Below are 16,887 nucleotides of genomic sequence, written 5' to 3' on the forward strand. Positions count from 1 at the left end.
GAGAATGAATTCCATCATTTTCATGGGCCCTCCGGGTGCGGGAAAAGGTACCCAAGCTAAGATTCTTTGCGACAGTTTGGGAATTCCTCAGATTTCCACTGGTGATATTCTTCGCGCGGCCGTGAAGAATGGGACCCCAATGGGTTTGGAAGCGAAGAAGTTCATGGATGCCGGAGACTTGGTCCCGGATTCGGTTGTGATCGGTATTATCAAAGATCGTCTCGTAGAGCCTGATTGTAAAAACGGATTCCTCTTGGATGGATTTCCAAGAACCGTGGAACAAGCGGATGCTTTGGACAAGATTCTTCACTCCGAAGGAGTTAAGATCAAGAGAGCGATCAACCTGGAAGTTCCCGATGCGGAACTTCTACAGCGCTTGCTGAAACGTGCGGAGATAGAAGGTCGCTCCGACGATAACGAGGCTACGATCAAGAGTCGTTTGGAGACCTACAACAAAAAGACTCTGCCTCTATTGGACTATTATGCAGCGAAGGGAAACCTGTCTCGTGTAAACGGAGTGGGGAACCTGGAGCAAGTCACAGAACTCATCCAGAAGGAGTTAGCGTAACTTGGCAAAAGAAGATGCAATCACCGTGGACGGTACCGTTTTGGAACCTCTTCCAAACGCGATGTTCCGCGTAGAACTGGAAAACGGGCACAAAGTATTGGCTCATATTTCCGGCAAAATGAGAATGCATTATATCCGAATCCTCCCAGGGGACAAAGTCACCGTGGAGCTTTCTCCTTACGATTTGACCAAGGGTAGAATTACCTACCGCAAAAAATAGGAACACGTTATGAAAGTAAGAACTTCCGTAAAAAAAATCTGCACTAGCTGCAAAGTTATCAGAAGAAAAGGTGTGATCCGCGTGATCTGCACCAACCCTAAACACAAGCAAAGGCAAGCATAATCATGGCTCGTATCGCAGGTATAGATCTTCCGAGAGAAAAAAGAGTCGTTATCGGTCTGACGTATATTTTCGGGATCGGTCAATCCACTTCCCGCAAGGTTCTCGCCAAAGCAGGAGTAGAGGAAAAGGTCCGAGTTAAGGATCTGACCGACGCTCAAGAAGCGGCGATCCGTAAAGTGATCGAGGAAAGCGTCAAGGTGGAAGGAGATCTTCGCTCCGAAAACCAACTCAATATCAAACGATTGATGGATATCGGATGCTATAGAGGCCTGCGTCATAGAAAAGGACTTCCGGTTCGCGGTCAAAGAACCAGAACCAACGCCCGTACTCGTAAGGGTGTTAAGAAGACCGTTGCCAACAAGAAAAAGGTGACTAAGTAATCATGGCTGAAGATAAGAAAGGCAAGAAAGAAAAGAAAGTTAAGAAGAAGGAGAAAAAGGTCGTTCCTCGTGGAAAGGTCTATATCACCGCTTCTTTTAACAATACCATCATCACCATCACCGACTTGGCAGGAAACACTCTGGCATGGTCCACCGCAGGTGCTATGGGTTTCCGTGGATCCAAAAAATCCACTCCGTATGCGGCTCAGATCGCCGCAGGAAACGCCGCAGAGAAAGCGATCGATTCTACCGGTTTGGCCGAAGTGGACGTTCTCGTTTCCGGTCCTGGGATCGGACGTGAATCCGCAATTCGCTCCTTGGTAGCTCGCGGACTTTCCATTAAAATGATCAAGGACGTTACTCCTTTACCGCATAACGGCTGTCGTCCCCGTAAGAGAAGAAGGGTTTAAGGTAGGAATAATATGGCAAGATATAGAGGACCTGTCGTTAAACTAATGAGGAGAGAGGGAGTAAACCTCTACCTCAAATCCAGTTTTACTTTCAATAAGGATAAGTTCCACAGAAAGGGACCTCCTGGAATGCAACCTAAACGGAAACCGAAAGTTTCCGAGTACGGCGCTCAGCTCCGCGAAAAGCAAAAGCTGAAAAGAGCATACGGACTACTAGAGAAACAATTCCGTAGCTTATACGAAGAAGCTTCCCATTCTCACGGTGTAACCGGTGAGATTCTTCTTCAGCTTCTGGAAAGAAGATTAGATAACGTGGTGTATCGCCTCGGTTTCGCGGTGACCAGACGCCAAGCTAGAAACTTCATCGCTCACAACCATATTCTGGTGAACGGCGAGAAAGTGGACATTCCTTCTTTCCGTTTGAGCGTCGGCGATAAGATCGAGATTAAGCCTAAATTCAGGACTTCCGGGTTCATTACTCAGAACATCCAGTTGGCTCAATCCTTGAATAATATTCCTTCTTGGGTGTCTTCCGACTTCATCCAGTTTTCGGGAGAAATTCTGTCTCTACCGGAGCGTCATCATATCGACATCCCGGTAAAAGAACAGGTGATCGTGGAGTTGTACTCCAAGTAATTTAATTGGGAAGGGTTTCCAGTGTCTCTTAAAAGCTTACTGAAAGGATTTAAACGTCCTAAAAAGATCGAATTTACGACCGAAGCGAACACTCCGAACTACGGAAAATTCGTCGCGGAACCTTTCGAACGCGGTTTTGCGACCACGATCGGAAACTCTCTTCGTAGGACTCTCATGTCCTCTATCGAAGGAGCGTCTATTTCCGCTCTTCGTATCGAAGGCGTGAACCATGAGTTTTCCTATATCGAAGGAGTCGCGGAAGACGTTACCAGAATTATTCTGAACCTCAAGCAAGTTCGTATCAAGTACGAGCCTGAGGACAAAGACCAAAGCAAAGTGATCCACTTGGAACTGAAAGGCGCAGGCTATTTCAGAGCGGGAGATCTGGCTGTAGATTCTTCCATCGAGATCATGAATCCCGACCTTCATATCGCTACTCTGAACGAGGATGCGAATCTGGTTCTGGATTTGGAAATCCAAAGAGGAAGAGGATACGTTCCTGCGGAAGATAAGAAGAAGGACATAGAAGTTCTGGGAACTATCCCGATCGACTCCATCTTCTCTCCGGTCCAAAAAGTAATCTTCGAGATTTCCGAGACCCGTGTGGCTCAAAGATCCGATTACGAAAAACTGACTCTGGAAGTATGGACTGACGGATCTATTTCTCCTGAGGATGCGGTTGCACAAGCGGCTAAGATCCTAAAAGAGCACCTTACGGTATTCATCAACTTCGAAGAAGAACTCGAAGAAGAAGAGGACGAACTCGACGAGGCGGACGAGAAACTCAAGGCTTCTCTTTCCAAACATGTCGAGGAGTTGGAACTTTCCGTTCGTTCCCTGAACGTTCTTCGTAGTCTGGAAATCGATTTCGTAGGAGACCTCGTCAAGAGATCCGAAGAAGAGATGTCCAAATCCAAACATTATAGCGAGCAAAGTCTCGCGGAACTTAAGTCCAAACTCGCCGGTTTGGGTCTTTCGTTCGGAATGAGAGATTTCTAATATGAACAAAAGAAATAAAGTAAAACATCTCAACCGCGAAAAGGGTCATAGAGACGCGTTGATCAATAACATGATCACAAGCCTTTTCAAATACGAGAGAATCGAATCCACCCAAGCTAAACTGAAAGTGGTTCGCTCTCATGCGGAGAAAATCATCACTAGAGCCAAGAGAAATCTGGTTGCCGATATCGCTCCGGCAGTAGCTCTTCATAATAAACGCGAAGTTTTGAAAAGAGTGAAGGATCGTAATATCGTAACTAAGCTTTTCGAAGATATCGCGGTTCGTTACGCAAGCACCAACGGAGGTTATACTCGTCTGTTGAAACTTGTGAATCGTCCTTCCGATAACTCCGAAGTGGGCATCCTCGAATTGACCGCACGCAAAGATCGTCCTGCTCTTCTCCAAGAGATCAGAGACAAGAGAGAAGCGGTTTCCGACGCTAAGAAAGCGAAGGCTGCAGCTCCGGCTCCGGAGAAAAAAGAGAAGGCGCCTAAAAAAGAAGCCGCTCCGAAGCCTAAGAAAAAACCTGCGGCCGCTCCTAGCAAAGTCGTGAAGAAAAAAGCTCCGGCTAAGGCAAAACCTAAGAAAAAATAAATTCCCCTTTTAGAGATGGGAGATATACCCCGAGGCGGTTCGTTCTGCCTTGGGGTTTTTTATTTTTTACTGTACCTATAACTTGCTTGGAGATGATTTTCATAATCCGAGTTTTTAAAGAAGCTAGATGGTTCCTGACGACATTCCGAATGATATCGTCGTCTATCTCATGATAGCCATGAGCTATGAAATCCCGTAAGTCGGCTATCCGTCTCCATTCCGCCAAAGCACCGATATCACGGGGGTGGATTGGAGATTAACCTTTGGTGATCAGGTCCGAGATGGAGGCAATAGGAAGTACCAGGTTTTGCAAATCCAGGACCGGCATTTGGGAGTCGGTAAAATCACTATAGATCCAGATTTCGAAGAGAAAACTTCCGTTTGTTTGGGGAGATTTAACACGGAACCATTGGCATAGAGCATAAGCCAATTGGCAGACGTAAGAAGATCCTTCTCTCGGGAGGGACGTATTGCAAGCAGGGATTCCTTGGCTATCGTTCGGAATATTAAAATCGAAAGGAGTCGAAAATAAAACAGGGAGCAAGATATCGGGAACGTTTGCATTCTCTGAATATGCATAGTTACAGCTCAATTTCATTTTTTGCACCGACGGCTGCTGGACTGCAGAAAAGAGATTGGTAAAGAGATTATTTAATATCTGAGTCAGTGCCTGCGGATTTCCGGCAGGATTATTGATACGGTCGATTCGGATCTCTTGGGTCACCGGAAGATAGGGGGTGAGTGCAAACCGTGGAGGAGATAACGGGAAGCCATGCCGGCTAAATTGGCCGTAGTACCGGCGAACTGCATGGACGAAAGAATCATAGGTAAAGGGGCGGCATCCAACACTGGAAGTTTCAGATAAGCGTGAGCGGAATCCTCGTCCGTCGCGAGTAAAAGAGAGAAGAATCCGGGAACATCCGCATTGGTAGTCGCGATAGAAAGCGCGTCTATGTTAAAGAATAGCGCCAAAGAATTTAACGTATCGTCGAGTGAAGGACTACTAGTATATGTAAGCGGAGACACAGTGAGTTTCGAAGCAGGGGCAAGTAGCGACACCGCGGATAGCTGCTGTCCTAATGCTTGCAGAGTGAGTTGGAAATAGGCGGCAATACTCGCGAAAGTATCCGTATTCTTGGTAATGTAAGATTGACTGCCGATTGTAAGAGTGATTCCCGCCGCAATCAGGCCGAGAACATTCCCGCTTGCCTCCGCTAAACTTCCCGGATCCGGAGGAAGAAGGCGTCCATTCGTTTGTGCGCTCAGTGCTTGGTAATACGACGCAATATCGCTCAAAGACTTATACTGTTCCTGAATCACGAATTGAATCCCCGTAATCGTCAGCGGAACGGAGGTTAGAGGGTGGTCTAAATTTGCGGAAACAAGATCCGAGATCGTTACTTGGTTTTTTCCGTACGAGTTGATTGTAGCTAATATTCCCTGGATGGAATCGGTTTGTCCGAGCGGATATAGAAAGAAGTCCTCTTTTGTCTGAAAATACTTGTACAGGGAGCCGACGCTGGTCCCGGCCTTTTTAGCTATAATATTTAGTATTGGCGTTATTAAAACCGCGACTGACGAACTCGGAAATGATCTGTCAAGATAATATAATTAATTAATATGCAAAATTACACAAAGGAATGACAAATAATATCTCAATTTAGACATGAAGTGACCCGGATACGGGTTTACGAGCGGCTTTTCAGGGTGGTGGGAGGCGGAAGCCCGACAAAGACGAAGTCATCTCTAACGGAGTAGGAAAATAGTCTTACGTACGCAAGCGATTACTAGGGAGTTCAGTACCCTTTCGATCTAAGAAACTCGTCCAGTTTTCCTACAAGCGCGCTATCTCCGTCCAGTTCCTTGGCTTTTTCCAGGACGGAACGCGCGTCTTCGAATTGGTTTAGCAATCTGTAATTGTCCGATAGATTGATGAGATTGGCGAGCCTATGAGGTTGGGTCTGACGGACTTTTTCCGCAGCGTCTGCGGCCTTTTTGAAATCCTTCATGTGTTTATAGCATAAGGACGCGAGGAACCAGATGTTTTGGGAATCCGGATCCAAGCTAAGATAACGTTCCAGCCATCTGGACGCTTTCGTATATTCCTTTCGATCGTAGTGGATTTGACCGAGTAGTCGAGGCGCTTCCTTGAAATTCGGAGCGAGACTCCAAGCGGTTTCCAAAAGCTCGATTGCGATCGGGATTTCTTTTCTCTGAATATGGATCCGAGCCTCGTTATACTTTTCGACAGCCCCGGCATATTTCGGATGATCTGGTTGAATGACTTCCTTATATCCGATCCGAATCAAGGATAGGTCGTCCGCGATGGCTCCGACCGCATGGAGTTTGTCCGAGATGAATTCCAGCTCTCCTCCCGCTTCTTCCACGATACGAAGGAATAACGTCTCATCCTCGTTCATTTTCCAGGTGCCTTGGGAGTTGATATTGATATCGTCCCTTCCGTCTGAGCCTATGAATACAACGTCTCCGGGCTGGAGATAGGATTCGTGAATCTTAATACTGGAACCGAAAGGAGATCCTAATTTCCAGGCGGAAAGTTCTGTCGAGAGAAAAGACGCCTTCTCGTCCCTGTATAAGACAGCCCAAGGATGCTCGGCGTTGAATATCATTATTTTCCCCGTCCGATCGTTCACCAATCCGAAGATGACCGATGCCATCATCGTTCCGTCGAATGTCTTGAAGATCTCGTCCAGCTCCCTATGAGTCTGGCGAATCCAATTCTCCGGGCTCGTATCTATTACCTTACCGTGACCGGCGGAGCGGGTCATAATATTATTCACTGCGGTTCCGAGTACGATGGCACCACCCGCTCCTTGCAGGGATTTTCCCATCGCATCACCGTTTAGGAAGAAGGTCCATTTTTCCCTGTCCTCTCCGAAGAGAAGGTTACCGCTAATGCAAACATCTCCTCCCAATTCCGATTCCCGGTTCTTGAAAGTGAATTTCTTTTTCTGTTCAATGTAGAAGGTGGTATTTACTTCCTGGGAAGTGTTCCAGTTGGTCATGAGAGGCTTGCTCAAGAGAGAAGTGAGATAATAGTCACCGTCCTGTTGCACTTTGAGAGCCTGAATCTCTTCCATTCTCTTCGTGACTTCAACCGTTCTCTCGTCCACTTTCTGTTCTAGGGTATTCGAGTATTCTTCCTCTACTGCTCCGATCCTACGGAAGATCAGAATTACACTCCGTGTGATATAGGAAACGACTGCTAGGAATACGAGCTTCAAGGCCTGTTCCGAAATGGAAGCATACCCGGGAGAAATCACTTTGAGTTCGTCTTCGGTAAATTCCACGCCTCTGAAGATAGTATTCAGGATTACTAAACCTTGACCGACTACGCTGAAGATTCCGGAGAGTTTGGCCACCGTAGGAGAAAGTAATAGAACGGAATATACGATGAAGATCATATTGATGGCATATAAAACCATCTGGCGAATGACCCCTGAGGCCATATCCCTATCCGTCCAGGAAGCTACGAACATGACTACGGAAAGAATGGTGATATCGGCAAGAACGGAAACCTTACCTACCATTGGGGGGATTTTACCTTGTTTCTTATAAGAAAGATGGTTGTAAATCGCATAGCCGAGCATCGCACTCGTGCCAATCAGATAAGCCGCATTCTGAGCTGCGGAACTTTGGGCCCAAGAAGCGGCCAACGAGGCCAAGAAGAGTCCTGCGAGGCCGAATCGGATTCGGTTGATCGTGACCGGACCGGAGGCTATGATTCTCTCCGTTATGAGTTCCTTTTTTTCTTCCATTCTCGTAAGGCCTCGGCTTTCAGCCCTAGGTATAAGGTTTAGATAATATAATTTATTAAGTATCATCCACAAATTTTTTACAAAATGCGTTTACTTGATAAAAATATCAGCTAGGGTATACAGGCTTAAGACGAAAAAATATAAGAGAAAAGTAAGTCCTCCTCATAAAAAACTATCTCGCAATTTTATAACGTGTTCGCTATTCGGCAGGATATTTGATCGTGCTTTCGGGTATACCGCAACGCATGGAAACTTATCTGGTAGAGTTGCGGAGAAAGCCGAAAGCTTAAAAACGCTTTGTCGGAACTCCGACGGAATCGTTAAATCGTCCCCACTTCGCGGGGACGATTTAACGATTCTTTTCCGCTTGTTTGGAGTATTTTCTTTGGTAAACGAAACGGATGGCTTCCGCTTCCAGCCAAGGGACAGGTTTTCCTCCGCCTAGAATTCTGGATTCCACGAAGGCTTTACTTGCCTTTTCTAAAACCATGCATACCGCATGGGCGTCGTCCAGAGTCTTATGAGCGCAGAGCGCTCCCGCATTCTTCACGTAAACCGCGTTCCTTCTGGCAATTGCGGATACGAGTTTCTTGAGGGATTGCGGATCGTTAGAATTGCCTACTACTTTAGCATTCGGGCCTACGATCTGAGCCATATCGTCCAAATAAGGACGAACGGTTTCTCCCGCCATGGAGCAGGTTTGCACATTCTCCTGAGTAGAATGCAAGATAACGTTGAATTCGGGCCTCGCTAGATACAAAGCCAGATGTTTTGCCGCTTCCTCCGGAACGTCTTTCGGAAAAATTTGATCCGCTACTAAAGGTATTTCTAATAAAACGTTCTTATTCTTTTTTCCGATTACGTTTAGATCGGCTTTCTTAGGAGTGATCCAAATGCTTTTTCCGATCTTCACGCTTGCGCATCCCTGTTTATCCAGGATTCCTTCCTTTACCAATTGAGGTAGGAATTCCTGTAGCTCGATGGGGCTTTCCGGTATCTTCATGCGCTTTTCTCCAGAGAATAGTTTTTGAGATACCAGGACCGGATAGACTCTCTATCTCCTTTCTTGGCTCCGGAAACTCGTAGGAACTCCTTTTCTATGAATGCTTTGCAGGCTCTTTCCAATTCCAATGCGACTTGGAAGGCGTCTTCCATGTCCTTACCCACGCAAAGAGTTCCATGGTTGGCAAGTAGAACCGCTTTACTCCCCGATCTGTCCAATGCTTCGATTGCCATGCGGATCAGTTTCTTGGTTCCTGGCAAAGAGTAGTTCGTGCAAAGAACCGGGCCTCCGATGATCTTTTTCATTTGAGAATCCAAAACGGGGACGTCCTTTCCTGCCGCAGCAACCACTGCCGCTTGCAATTGGTGGGTATGTATCACAGCGCCGATATTAGATCGTAAAGCATAGGCTGCGGCATGCAGGCCCTTTTCATAAGAAGGCTTGATCTTTCCTACATGAGTGAGGTCGTGTCGATTCACTTGCACGATCTCATCCGGAGTCAGATCGTGATAGGTTCTTCCGGTGGGAGTGATCGCAAAAGTATCCTCGTCGATACGTTGGCTGATATTTCCCCAGGTACGGGCGATCAAACCGGATTTTACCAGACGAATTCCGGTATCTCTCACCAGTTTCTTTGCTTTTTCCAGTTCCATATTCTACTCTCCTATCCGGGATCTATCTTACAACGCCTTCCACTTTCTGGAAGACTCTGTCGAATCTTTTCAAAGCGTCGTCGATCACAGCGTCGGTATCTGCGGCGCTCGTATAGAGTCTGCTTCCCGCCAAAGTCACGATACCTTCCGCCATATATGCCGCTCCCATTTCTTCCATTGCTTTTTTGCGAAGATGAGCTTCCTTGATGGTGGATTTTATCTTCCAGAATTTCTTAATATCGATTTCCAAAAGCATGGTTCCGACCGTTTCCAAATGGCAGATGGATCCTTGGTTAAAGGCTACGAACGGTAGATTATACTTCTTAATGAGTTTTTGTAAACCCGCGGTGATTCTATCTCCCGCTTTTCCTGCTTTCTCGCAGGCTTTTTGTTTCTCGATTTCCAAAAGAGTGAAATATCCGGCTGCGGAGCTTAACGGGTTTGCCGCCATGGTCCCGCCGATCAGAGCCTTTTTGACTCCTGTTTGGAGACCTGCGGATAGATACTTCATGTATTCTTTCTTTCCGCCGAGTCCTCCAGCGGAAGGATAACCTCCGGCAACCACTTTACCGAATACGGTCAAATCCGGAGTGACTCCGTAATAACCTTGGGCGCCGCTGAGACCGATACGGAATGCGGTCACGACTTCGTCGAAAATCATAAGAGCCCCGTACTTATCGCAGAGTTCACGAACTCCTTTATTGAAGTCCATGTCCAGAGGACGGGTTCCGCTTTCAGGACCTACCGGTTCTAATATGACCGCAGCCGTGCCGCCTCTCCAACGGTTTCTTTTCAGAACTCTTTCCAGCGCGTTTAGATCGTTGGGATAGAACTCTTGGGTATATTTGAATACGTGCTTAGGAATTCCGTGGGATTCGAAATGTCTGGTGCCCGGTAAACGGAGACCATAGGCGAGTTGGTCGCTCCATCCGTGGTAAGCTCCTCCCATTTTTACCACATTCTTCTTTTTAGTAGCGAGCCTCGCCACACGAATGGACGCCATACAAGCTTCGGTTCCCGAACCCAGCATACGGAACATTTGCACGGAAGGCATATGCTCTACGATCTTTTCCGCAAGACGGAGTTCGTATTCGTGGAATAATCCGGTGACCGGGCCTGTAGTTTCCAAGAGCTCCACCACTTTCTTACGGATACCGGTAGGATTGCTTCCTAGAACCGTAGGACCTCCCGCTTGTAGGAAGTCTATGTATTTGTTTCCGTCCAAATCGTACAGATAGGCTCCGGAAGCCTTGGTAAAAACGAGAGGGAAGGGATAATTGAACGCCAGGTTATGCTGCACGCCTCCGGGAATGTACTCCGAAGCCTCGGCTATCATGACCTTAGACTTTGCGCATTTCTTATCGAAATATTCCTTGAGATACGTATCCATTTCGTCCTTACGAATGGAGCGTATGGGCTGCTGGATCAGGTCTTTTAGCTGCTTATAGACCTCTTTTACGTCTGGATATTTGCTAATTGCGAAGCCGGTGGACATATTCTTTTTCCTTTGGGGCGGAATATAGGTTGACAGTGAGTGAATGCTCACTCACTGTCAACTAGAAAATATCCGAAAGGCGGAGTTGCCGGAATTTTTCCGAGATTCCCTTGCGGGCCTTTCTATTCGCGAGAAAAGAGGACTATCTGTGAATACACCTACCAAGCACAATCGGGAAACTTTTGATAAAATTCCGGAGGAAAAGAGGGCCAGGATCCTTGCGGTGGCCATTTCCGAGTTCGCCAGTCGCGGTTTTAATAACGCCAATACGAATATTATAGCTAAAAAGGCCGGGATCAGCGTCGGCTCCTTGTACAAGTATTTTCAGACAAAAGAGGACTTCTTTCTGACTGCGGTAGGGCACGGAATCGGTCAGTTGGAAAAAACTTTGGAGGAGGTCCTACACGAGGAAAGCGATCTATTCGGTAAGATAGAGAGTATTCTCAGAATTATCCAAAGGCATTCCAGAGAGAATAGAGACATCATCCGACTCTATAACGAAATGACCGCCGAAGGGAATTCCGATCTGATCAAGAGATTGTCTTCCGAATTGGAAAGCATTTCCGCAAAGGTGTATACTTCTCTTCTTTCGGAAGCTAAGAGTTCCGGTCTGATCGACCCGGAGATAGAGGAAAGAATCTTCGCATTCTGCATCGATAATCTGTTTATGATCCTACAATTCTCCTACGCCACCGAGTATTACAGGGAAAGAATGAGGATCTATCTGGGCGAGGACGCGACGGACGATGAAAAAGTCGTTCAGGCCATGCTTAAATTCATACGTAAGGCCCTGGAAAAAAGAACTTAAGTAGAATGTTCTAATTTCCTTTTCCGAATTCGAATCTTTTAGCCGCACCTAATTCTACAGAAGTGGATCGACTGTTGGCGGAAAGGGAGGCCGCTGCGGAGCGAATTAAAATCTGTTCTAAGATAGGTAATTCGATAGGCTGCGGGTTGGTAAGCCCATCTCCGGTTTGGATATCTAAGTCCAACGATCCCACACTGTATTTCCAGTCGAAGTATTGAAAGCCTACCCAGAAAGAAAGCGTCGGAGTATATCGATAAGCTAATTTGTATGAGATCTGCAAACCTTTAGCCTGCCAACTTACATTACTGGATTGGGCCGCTGTACTGCTGGGTCCGCCGGTAAAAGGATCGGCAAACTTTATGGATCCGAACTGGTTACCGGTCAACATAAGATAATGCAATTCTATCCTATTCTCCCAACGCTCGTTTATACGTATCGTTGTCTTCAGACCAACGGACGGCCCTCTTAGGTGCTCCAGATAAGAATACTGATAGGTCGGTGTGGAGATTATAGCTCCGTCATAGACTCCGATACCTAAACCTTTCCCGTCACTTGACTTACCCCAAATTTGGGAATACCCGAGGCTAGGGCTCAGATCGAATCTTGCATTCGTTAAAGCTAGAAAAGAAAGATCGGCTTTCAGGATACTCTGCTTTTCAGAAAGGGAACCCGTAACTTCGTTATAATTCAGTGGGTTCGAGGATTGCAAAGTTTCGAAATGAGTTTTTCCCTCGAAATGGTTTCCATGCAATCCAAAGGCAAATCTCCTCCAATTGTAAACGATGGAGAGACTTCGGGACGGGCCTCGTTCTCTACTAGGGTTTTTAATCGTTTGCGGGACACTTCCGAAAAGTAAAGCTATTTGGGAAGTCGCCTTTTCCCAATATTGTTCGGTGGAGGGCGCGTAGGATCCGTATCCTAATCCGGCCCAGATTTCCAGATCCTTACGTTTGGTTCGATCCATATCGAAAGGATTTGCCGGAACGAAAGGCGGCTCCTCCCTGAGGGGAGCGGCAACTTCAGGAGGAGGTTCCGGAGTCTTTTCGACCTCCGCTTGCTTGGCCTTTTCCTCCGCTTCTTTCAGTTCCTTGGCGCTCGGCTCGCGGAAGCTGATTCTTTGGATTTGTTTTTTGATCAATTCTTTGACGGTGCCGTCTTCCAAGCGAATTTTTAGTGTTGCGGGGGCCTGTTGGATGATCTCTCCGCGAAGTATCTGACCGTTTCTGAGATAGATGGTTTGCTTTTCCGCAAAAAGGTCCTGTCCTCCCCAGAGAATTAAGAGGAACGTCAAATACGGAATCTTTTTCCAGGCCTTCATAGGGCTGAATTTGAACAAGGTATATTAAAACTTCAATCTATAATTAATTTACCTTTACTGAGATAAGCTTTGCTTTCCGCCGAAAGAAGGAGGCTTTTTTCAAAAAAAGCGCGTATCGTCTGTGATGCAGGAACCGTATAAGAATGGTTTATCGAATCTGCATCTTTCTTCTGAATCTTTTCTTTCCACTGAACTGCGGGGTCTGCGGCAAAGAGGACTATTACTCTAGGCATACCGCACTTTGCGGGCCTTGTATCCGTAAGGCCGGACCCAAGAGGCAAGGACCTCGTTGCCGAGTATGTTCGAATCTGCTTCCTGAGTCCGGGCTATGTTCTTTCTGCGATTCCCGAAACGTATTTTTCGATCGGGCTCTCAGCATTCACGATCGAAGCGATATTTTAAGTCTGGCTTTGAATCGATTGAAGACTCGGCAAGAATATTCCCTTTCCTTCTTTCTCGGATTGGGTGCGAAAAAAGTCTTAAGAAGCATTCGATCCGAACCTTGGGAGGCGTATTGCCTTTTGCCTAGTCATCAAAAAAGAGGATGGTTCGGATCCAAAAATAGGCCGTTTCGTCCTACGGAAAGATTGAGCGATATCGTATCCAACACATTAAAAATACCTGAAATACGACCTTTGCATAAGAAAAGCAAAGATAAACAGGCGGGAAAAAGTTATGCGGAAAGATTCTTCCATGCCCATGAAGCCTGGGAAATCCGGGAAGAATGGAAAGGCGTCTGTCCCAAGCGGATCCTTCTACTCGACGACGTATTTACGACCGGAGCCAGCGTGAACGAAGCGAGTCGGATCCTAAAAAGAAACGGTGCCGAAAAGGTCTACGTTTTGACTTACCTTCGGACCTTGGATTAGCCTTGACTAATCTAAATATCCGTTTAGTATGGAGTTCCTACGTTATGGTCCGAAAGATTTTGCATATCGATATGGACGCTTTTTATGCTTCTGTGGAGCAACGGGACAATCCCAATTATCGAGGCAAACCCATCATAGTAGGAGGACCTCCCGATTCCAGGGGAGTAGTATGTGCCGCTAGTTACGAGGCTCGTAAGTTCGGAGTGAGGTCGGCGATTCCTTGTTCTCAGGCGGCTCGTCTATGTCCTTCCGCGATCTTCGTCACCCCTAGGTTCGAGGCGTATCGCAAAGTATCCTCTCAGATCCGGAATATCTTTTTGGAATACACGGATCTAGTCGAGATGCTTTCACTGGACGAGGCCTATTTGGACGTTACCGAAAACAAGAAGAATATTCCTTACGCGAGCGTCGTCGCAAAAGAAATCCGAGAGAGGATATTTTCCGAAACGGAGCTTACCGCCTCCGCGGGAGTCTCGGTAAACAAATTCCTTGCTAAGATCGCTACGGACATGAACAAACCGAACGGTATGACCGTGGTTCGACCGGAAGATATGGATCGTTTTCTGGGCACTTTGGACGTGGGCGTTTTTCCGGGGATCGGTAAAGTTACATTAAAAAAAATGAATGGGCTCGGGATCTATAAAGGTATCGATTTAAAAAACCAAACTCTGGAATTTTTGGATAAGCATTTCGGTAAATCGGGTCGCTGGTTTTATTTCGTGTGTAGAGGGCAGGACGATAGACCTGTGGAGCCTTATCGGGAAAGAAAATCCTTAGGTGCAGAGTCCACATTCTCCTCCGATCTGGAGCGTACGGAAGACTTGTATAGGGAGCTCGCGGATATCGCCGAGGAATTGGAAAGGAGACTTCTCAAGAGCTCCTTTCCTGGAAAGACGGTCACTCTTAAGGTGAAATTCTCCGATTTTACCCAGAAGACGCGCAGTATTACGTTGGATTATTCCTTTTTAGATAAGAATGAACTCTACCGCATCGGTTCCAAATTATTGGAGGAGTTCCTACTTGGCGGTCGTTCCGTTTTTCCGATTCGATTATTGGGTCTAAGTTTGTCGCATCCGGAAACTTCCGGAAAGAAGACCGCTGTCAAAGTAGAATTGGAAGAAGACCTATTTCCTTCCTTATTCTGAATCCGAGTCGCTCCCTATCAGTATTTTTCCAGGATCTCCAGGATTTCTTTTCCGTACTGCTGTACTTTAGATTCTCCCATCCCTTTGATTAAAATGAGATCTTCCAGACTTTCGGGTTTCTGAGCTACGATCCGGACTAATACCGGGTTTTGTAGTACCATGAATTTTTTCCATTTCTTCCTACGTGCGATGCGATCCCGGAAATTCTTGAGTTCGTTTAATAACAGCCTATCTCCGCTCAAAGGCGCTTTCTTAATCTTACCGTTTTCCGATTCCTTGTTAGGTTTGGGTTTACCGTAAGCGCTCAGATAGATCTTGGGATATTTGTCCCCTTTGACCGAGAGCTTTTTAGAGAGGAGCCAATCTTCCAATAATTTCAGAATGGATTCTTCCGGTACGTGTCGTAGGGAGGCATAGTAGGAGGAACGATCCAACCTTCTTCTTAATACGTCCTTTGCCTGGGACCCTCTGAGCGCTCCCGCTATGATCTTTTTACCGAATTTTGCGGGATATTCGGAGACCAGTCCTTCTACGGATCGAATCTCGTCCTGGCTGAAAGAATGGGATTCTCTTTCCTTCTTTTTCTCGGCTTTGCGCTTTTCCCTCTCTTGGTAGGCGATTCTGCCCGATTCGGAAATTTCGGAATCGGAACAGGAGTCGCAGTTTCCGCAGGGTTCGGTTTCTTCTCCGAAATAACCGCAGAGTATACGTTGTCTGCAATCGGAAGATCCTACATAGGATTTCACATGAGAGAGAAGGGTTTCTCCTCCCTTATAATTGGCTTCCTTGGAGAGTAAGAAACTTTGGAGGCTCAGATCTCCCGGATAGAAGAATAGGACGCATTCGGAGGTTCTACCGTCCCTTCCCGCACGCCCGGCTTCTTGGTAATAACTCTCTAAAGAAGAAGGGACCTGATAATGCAGAACCAAGCGCACATCCGGGCTGTCCAGCCCCATGCCGAACGCGTTCGTGGCGACAAGCACATTGGTCTTACCGGAGCTGTAACCGTCTTGGGTCTTTTCCCTGCTGGAGTCCGTTCTTCCCGCATGGTACTTGCCCACTTTGTAACCGGATTTCTTGAGTTGGTCGTAGAGTTCGTCCACTTTGGCGCGAGTAGCGCAGTAAACGATAGCCTTACCGGATCCGGATTTTCTAAAATTACCTTTTTCTAATATGGAAGAAAGAAGAGATTCCTTATCCCGTTCGGATTCCGGATACAAAACCGAGAATTTCAAATTCGGCCGAGCGTAAGTCCCTTGTACGAATTCCGGTTCTTTAAGGCCTAAGCTGTCGCTGATGTCCTTTTTAACCTTATCCGTCGCGGTGGCGGTTAAGGCGACCCAGGGAGTCCCGGAAGGGAGAAGAGGACGTAACGTATGTAGCTTTCTGTACTCGGGACGAAAATCGTGTCCCCATTGGGAAACGCAATGCGCCTCATCCACTGCCACCATTCCTATAGGAAATTTGGGAAGTAAATTTAAGAAAGAACGGGAAACTGCTCTCTCGGGAGAGACGTATAGAATTCGGATCTTTCCGGTGGCGGCACCTGAGAGAATTCTTACCTGTTCTAATTCGTCCTGGCTAGAATTGCAATAAGCCGCGGACATTCCTTTACTTTTCAGACCGTCCACCTGGTCTTTCATGAGAGCGATCAGTGGAGAAATCACGATCGTAAGTTTGTCCGAATCCGCGAAAGAAGGCAATTGGTAGATAAGAGATTTGCCTCCTCCTGTAGGAAGAACTGCCAGCACGTCCTTGCCCTGACTCAAGGAGCGGATTGCTTCCCATTGTCCTTGTCTGAAATTCGAAAATCCGAAATGAGAGAGTAATAGCCTAGTCCAGTCTTCTTTTATTCCGGGTAGGGTATTTTCTTTTCGGGCCAAGGT

General features: G+C 46.8%; 20 protein-coding genes and 1 pseudogene. 11 read left to right on the forward strand and 10 right to left on the reverse strand.

The window, feature by feature from the left end; genetic code table 11:
• Positions 1-4 precede the first annotated feature (4 nt).
• The 8 genes from LEP1GSC061_RS18975 to rplQ are packed head-to-tail and all read left to right on the forward strand — an operon-like array spanning position 5 to position 3,931.
• Positions 5-568 (forward strand): adenylate kinase, encoded by a 564-nt coding sequence (locus LEP1GSC061_RS18975; RefSeq protein WP_016547011.1) that lies wholly within the window; start codon positions 5-7, stop codon positions 566-568.
• Position 569: 1 nt separating this feature from the next.
• Positions 570-788: a translation initiation factor IF-1 gene (infA, locus tag LEP1GSC061_RS18980; RefSeq protein ID WP_008595303.1), complete on the forward strand. Its 219-nt coding sequence runs from the start codon at positions 570-572 to the stop codon at positions 786-788.
• 9 nt (positions 789-797) lie between these two features.
• Entirely contained in the window at positions 798-911 is a 114-nt protein-coding gene (rpmJ, locus tag LEP1GSC061_RS21320) for a 50S ribosomal protein L36 (RefSeq protein ID WP_008594142.1), read from the forward strand.
• A 2-nt stretch (positions 912-913) separates the two neighbouring features.
• Positions 914-1,291: a 30S ribosomal protein S13 gene (gene rpsM / locus LEP1GSC061_RS18985; RefSeq protein ID WP_016547106.1), complete on the forward strand. Its 378-nt coding sequence runs from the start codon at positions 914-916 to the stop codon at positions 1,289-1,291.
• A 2-nt stretch (positions 1,292-1,293) separates the two neighbouring features.
• On the forward strand, positions 1,294-1,701 hold the full coding sequence (rpsK, locus tag LEP1GSC061_RS18990) for a 30S ribosomal protein S11 (protein WP_016547062.1): 408 nt from the start codon (positions 1,294-1,296) through the stop codon (positions 1,699-1,701).
• A 12-nt stretch (positions 1,702-1,713) separates the two neighbouring features.
• Positions 1,714-2,337 (forward strand): 30S ribosomal protein S4, encoded by a 624-nt coding sequence (rpsD, locus tag LEP1GSC061_RS18995; protein ID WP_040510024.1) that lies wholly within the window; start codon positions 1,714-1,716, stop codon positions 2,335-2,337.
• Between the two features lie 21 nt (positions 2,338-2,358).
• Positions 2,359-3,336, forward strand: coding sequence for a DNA-directed RNA polymerase subunit alpha (locus tag LEP1GSC061_RS19000; RefSeq protein WP_016547124.1), 978 nt, complete (start codon positions 2,359-2,361; stop codon positions 3,334-3,336).
• A 1-nt stretch (position 3,337) separates the two neighbouring features.
• Positions 3,338-3,931, forward strand: coding sequence for a 50S ribosomal protein L17 (rplQ, locus tag LEP1GSC061_RS19005; RefSeq protein WP_016547321.1), 594 nt, complete (start codon positions 3,338-3,340; stop codon positions 3,929-3,931).
• Here rplQ and LEP1GSC061_RS21325 read toward each other — a convergent pair.
• From LEP1GSC061_RS21325 to LEP1GSC061_RS19035, 8 genes and pseudogenes are all read right to left on the reverse strand, one after another.
• Positions 3,918-4,157: a HepT-like ribonuclease domain-containing protein gene (locus tag LEP1GSC061_RS21325; protein ID WP_232218516.1), complete on the reverse strand. Its 240-nt coding sequence runs from the start codon at positions 4,155-4,157 to the stop codon at positions 3,918-3,920. The two genes, rplQ and LEP1GSC061_RS21325, sit on opposite strands and share 14 nt — an antisense overlap.
• 30 nt (positions 4,158-4,187) lie before the next feature.
• The gene (locus tag LEP1GSC061_RS19010) at positions 4,188-4,529 is read right to left on the reverse strand and encodes a hypothetical protein (protein WP_156844597.1); all 342 of its coding nucleotides are present in this window, start codon (positions 4,527-4,529) and stop codon (positions 4,188-4,190) included.
• Between the two features lie 122 nt (positions 4,530-4,651).
• On the reverse strand, positions 4,652-5,227 hold the full coding sequence (locus LEP1GSC061_RS19015; protein ID WP_156844598.1) for a hypothetical protein: 576 nt from the start codon (positions 5,225-5,227) through the stop codon (positions 4,652-4,654).
• 174 nt (positions 5,228-5,401) lie between these two features.
• A pseudogene (locus LEP1GSC061_RS21330) lies at positions 5,402-5,522 on the reverse strand (helix-turn-helix domain-containing protein); the annotation flags it as partial.
• A 205-nt stretch (positions 5,523-5,727) separates the two neighbouring features.
• The gene (locus LEP1GSC061_RS19020) at positions 5,728-7,710 is read right to left on the reverse strand and encodes a PP2C family protein-serine/threonine phosphatase (protein ID WP_016547408.1); all 1,983 of its coding nucleotides are present in this window, start codon (positions 7,708-7,710) and stop codon (positions 5,728-5,730) included.
• Positions 7,711-8,059: 349 nt separating this feature from the next.
• Positions 8,060-8,713: a class II aldolase/adducin family protein gene (locus LEP1GSC061_RS19025; RefSeq protein WP_016547182.1), complete on the reverse strand. Its 654-nt coding sequence runs from the start codon at positions 8,711-8,713 to the stop codon at positions 8,060-8,062.
• Positions 8,710-9,366: a class II aldolase/adducin family protein gene (locus LEP1GSC061_RS19030; RefSeq protein WP_016547236.1), complete on the reverse strand. Its 657-nt coding sequence runs from the start codon at positions 9,364-9,366 to the stop codon at positions 8,710-8,712. The genes LEP1GSC061_RS19025 and LEP1GSC061_RS19030 overlap by 4 nt, the downstream gene beginning before the upstream one ends.
• 22 nt (positions 9,367-9,388) lie before the next feature.
• Positions 9,389-10,861, reverse strand: coding sequence for an aspartate aminotransferase family protein (locus LEP1GSC061_RS19035; RefSeq protein ID WP_016546932.1), 1,473 nt, complete (start codon positions 10,859-10,861; stop codon positions 9,389-9,391).
• 85 nt (positions 10,862-10,946) lie between these two features.
• Here LEP1GSC061_RS19035 and LEP1GSC061_RS19040 point away from each other — a divergent pair, with 85 nt between their 5' ends.
• Entirely contained in the window at positions 10,947-11,669 is a 723-nt protein-coding gene (locus LEP1GSC061_RS19040) for a TetR/AcrR family transcriptional regulator (RefSeq protein WP_016547120.1), read from the forward strand.
• 10 nt (positions 11,670-11,679) lie between these two features.
• On the opposite strand, the gene LEP1GSC061_RS19045 is transcribed toward LEP1GSC061_RS19040, so the two are convergent.
• Positions 11,680-12,960 (reverse strand): LA_0442/LA_0875 N-terminal domain-containing protein, encoded by a 1,281-nt coding sequence (locus tag LEP1GSC061_RS19045; RefSeq protein WP_156844599.1) that lies wholly within the window; start codon positions 12,958-12,960, stop codon positions 11,680-11,682.
• Positions 12,961-13,130: 170 nt separating this feature from the next.
• Here LEP1GSC061_RS19045 and LEP1GSC061_RS19050 point away from each other — a divergent pair, with 170 nt between their 5' ends.
• Both LEP1GSC061_RS19050 and dinB read left to right on the forward strand, forming a co-directional pair.
• Positions 13,131-13,856, forward strand: a complete 726-nt coding sequence (locus LEP1GSC061_RS19050; protein WP_016547310.1) for a ComF family protein — start codon at positions 13,131-13,133, stop codon at positions 13,854-13,856.
• Between the two features lie 44 nt (positions 13,857-13,900).
• Entirely contained in the window at positions 13,901-15,001 is a 1,101-nt protein-coding gene (dinB, locus tag LEP1GSC061_RS19055; RefSeq protein ID WP_016547014.1) for a DNA polymerase IV, read from the forward strand.
• A 17-nt stretch (positions 15,002-15,018) separates the two neighbouring features.
• On the opposite strand, the gene LEP1GSC061_RS19060 is transcribed toward dinB, so the two are convergent.
• Positions 15,019-16,884, reverse strand: coding sequence for a RecQ family ATP-dependent DNA helicase (locus LEP1GSC061_RS19060; RefSeq protein WP_016547302.1), 1,866 nt, complete (start codon positions 16,882-16,884; stop codon positions 15,019-15,021).
• Positions 16,885-16,887 lie beyond the last annotated feature (3 nt).

Source organism: Leptospira wolffii serovar Khorat str. Khorat-H2, from assembly GCF_000306115.2.
Lineage (GTDB): Bacteria > Spirochaetota > Leptospiria > Leptospirales > Leptospiraceae > Leptospira_B > Leptospira_B wolffii.

Coding starts and splice junctions, on each gene's coding strand:
- dinB (WP_016547014.1), top strand. CDS start 13,901: ATGGTCCGAAAGATTTTGCATATCGATATGGACGCTTTTTATGCTTCT.
- rpsM (WP_016547106.1), top strand. CDS start 914: ATGGCTCGTATCGCAGGTATAGATCTTCCGAGAGAAAAAAGAGTCGTT.
- LEP1GSC061_RS19035 (WP_016546932.1), bottom strand. CDS start 10,861: ATGTCCACCGGCTTCGCAATTAGCAAATATCCAGACGTAAAAGAGGTC.
- LEP1GSC061_RS18975 (WP_016547011.1), top strand. CDS start 5: ATGAATTCCATCATTTTCATGGGCCCTCCGGGTGCGGGAAAAGGTACC.
- LEP1GSC061_RS19020 (WP_016547408.1), bottom strand. CDS start 7,710: ATGGAAGAAAAAAAGGAACTCATAACGGAGAGAATCATAGCCTCCGGT.
- rplQ (WP_016547321.1), top strand. CDS start 3,338: ATGAACAAAAGAAATAAAGTAAAACATCTCAACCGCGAAAAGGGTCAT.
- LEP1GSC061_RS19010 (WP_156844597.1), bottom strand. CDS start 4,529: ATGAAATTGAGCTGTAACTATGCATATTCAGAGAATGCAAACGTTCCC.
- rpmJ (WP_008594142.1), top strand. CDS start 798: ATGAAAGTAAGAACTTCCGTAAAAAAAATCTGCACTAGCTGCAAAGTT.
- rpsK (WP_016547062.1), top strand. CDS start 1,294: ATGGCTGAAGATAAGAAAGGCAAGAAAGAAAAGAAAGTTAAGAAGAAG.
- LEP1GSC061_RS19050 (WP_016547310.1), top strand. CDS start 13,131: ATGGTTTATCGAATCTGCATCTTTCTTCTGAATCTTTTCTTTCCACTG.
- rpsD (WP_040510024.1), top strand. CDS start 1,714: ATGGCAAGATATAGAGGACCTGTCGTTAAACTAATGAGGAGAGAGGGA.
- LEP1GSC061_RS19030 (WP_016547236.1), bottom strand. CDS start 9,366: ATGGAACTGGAAAAAGCAAAGAAACTGGTGAGAGATACCGGAATTCGT.
- LEP1GSC061_RS19025 (WP_016547182.1), bottom strand. CDS start 8,713: ATGAAGATACCGGAAAGCCCCATCGAGCTACAGGAATTCCTACCTCAA.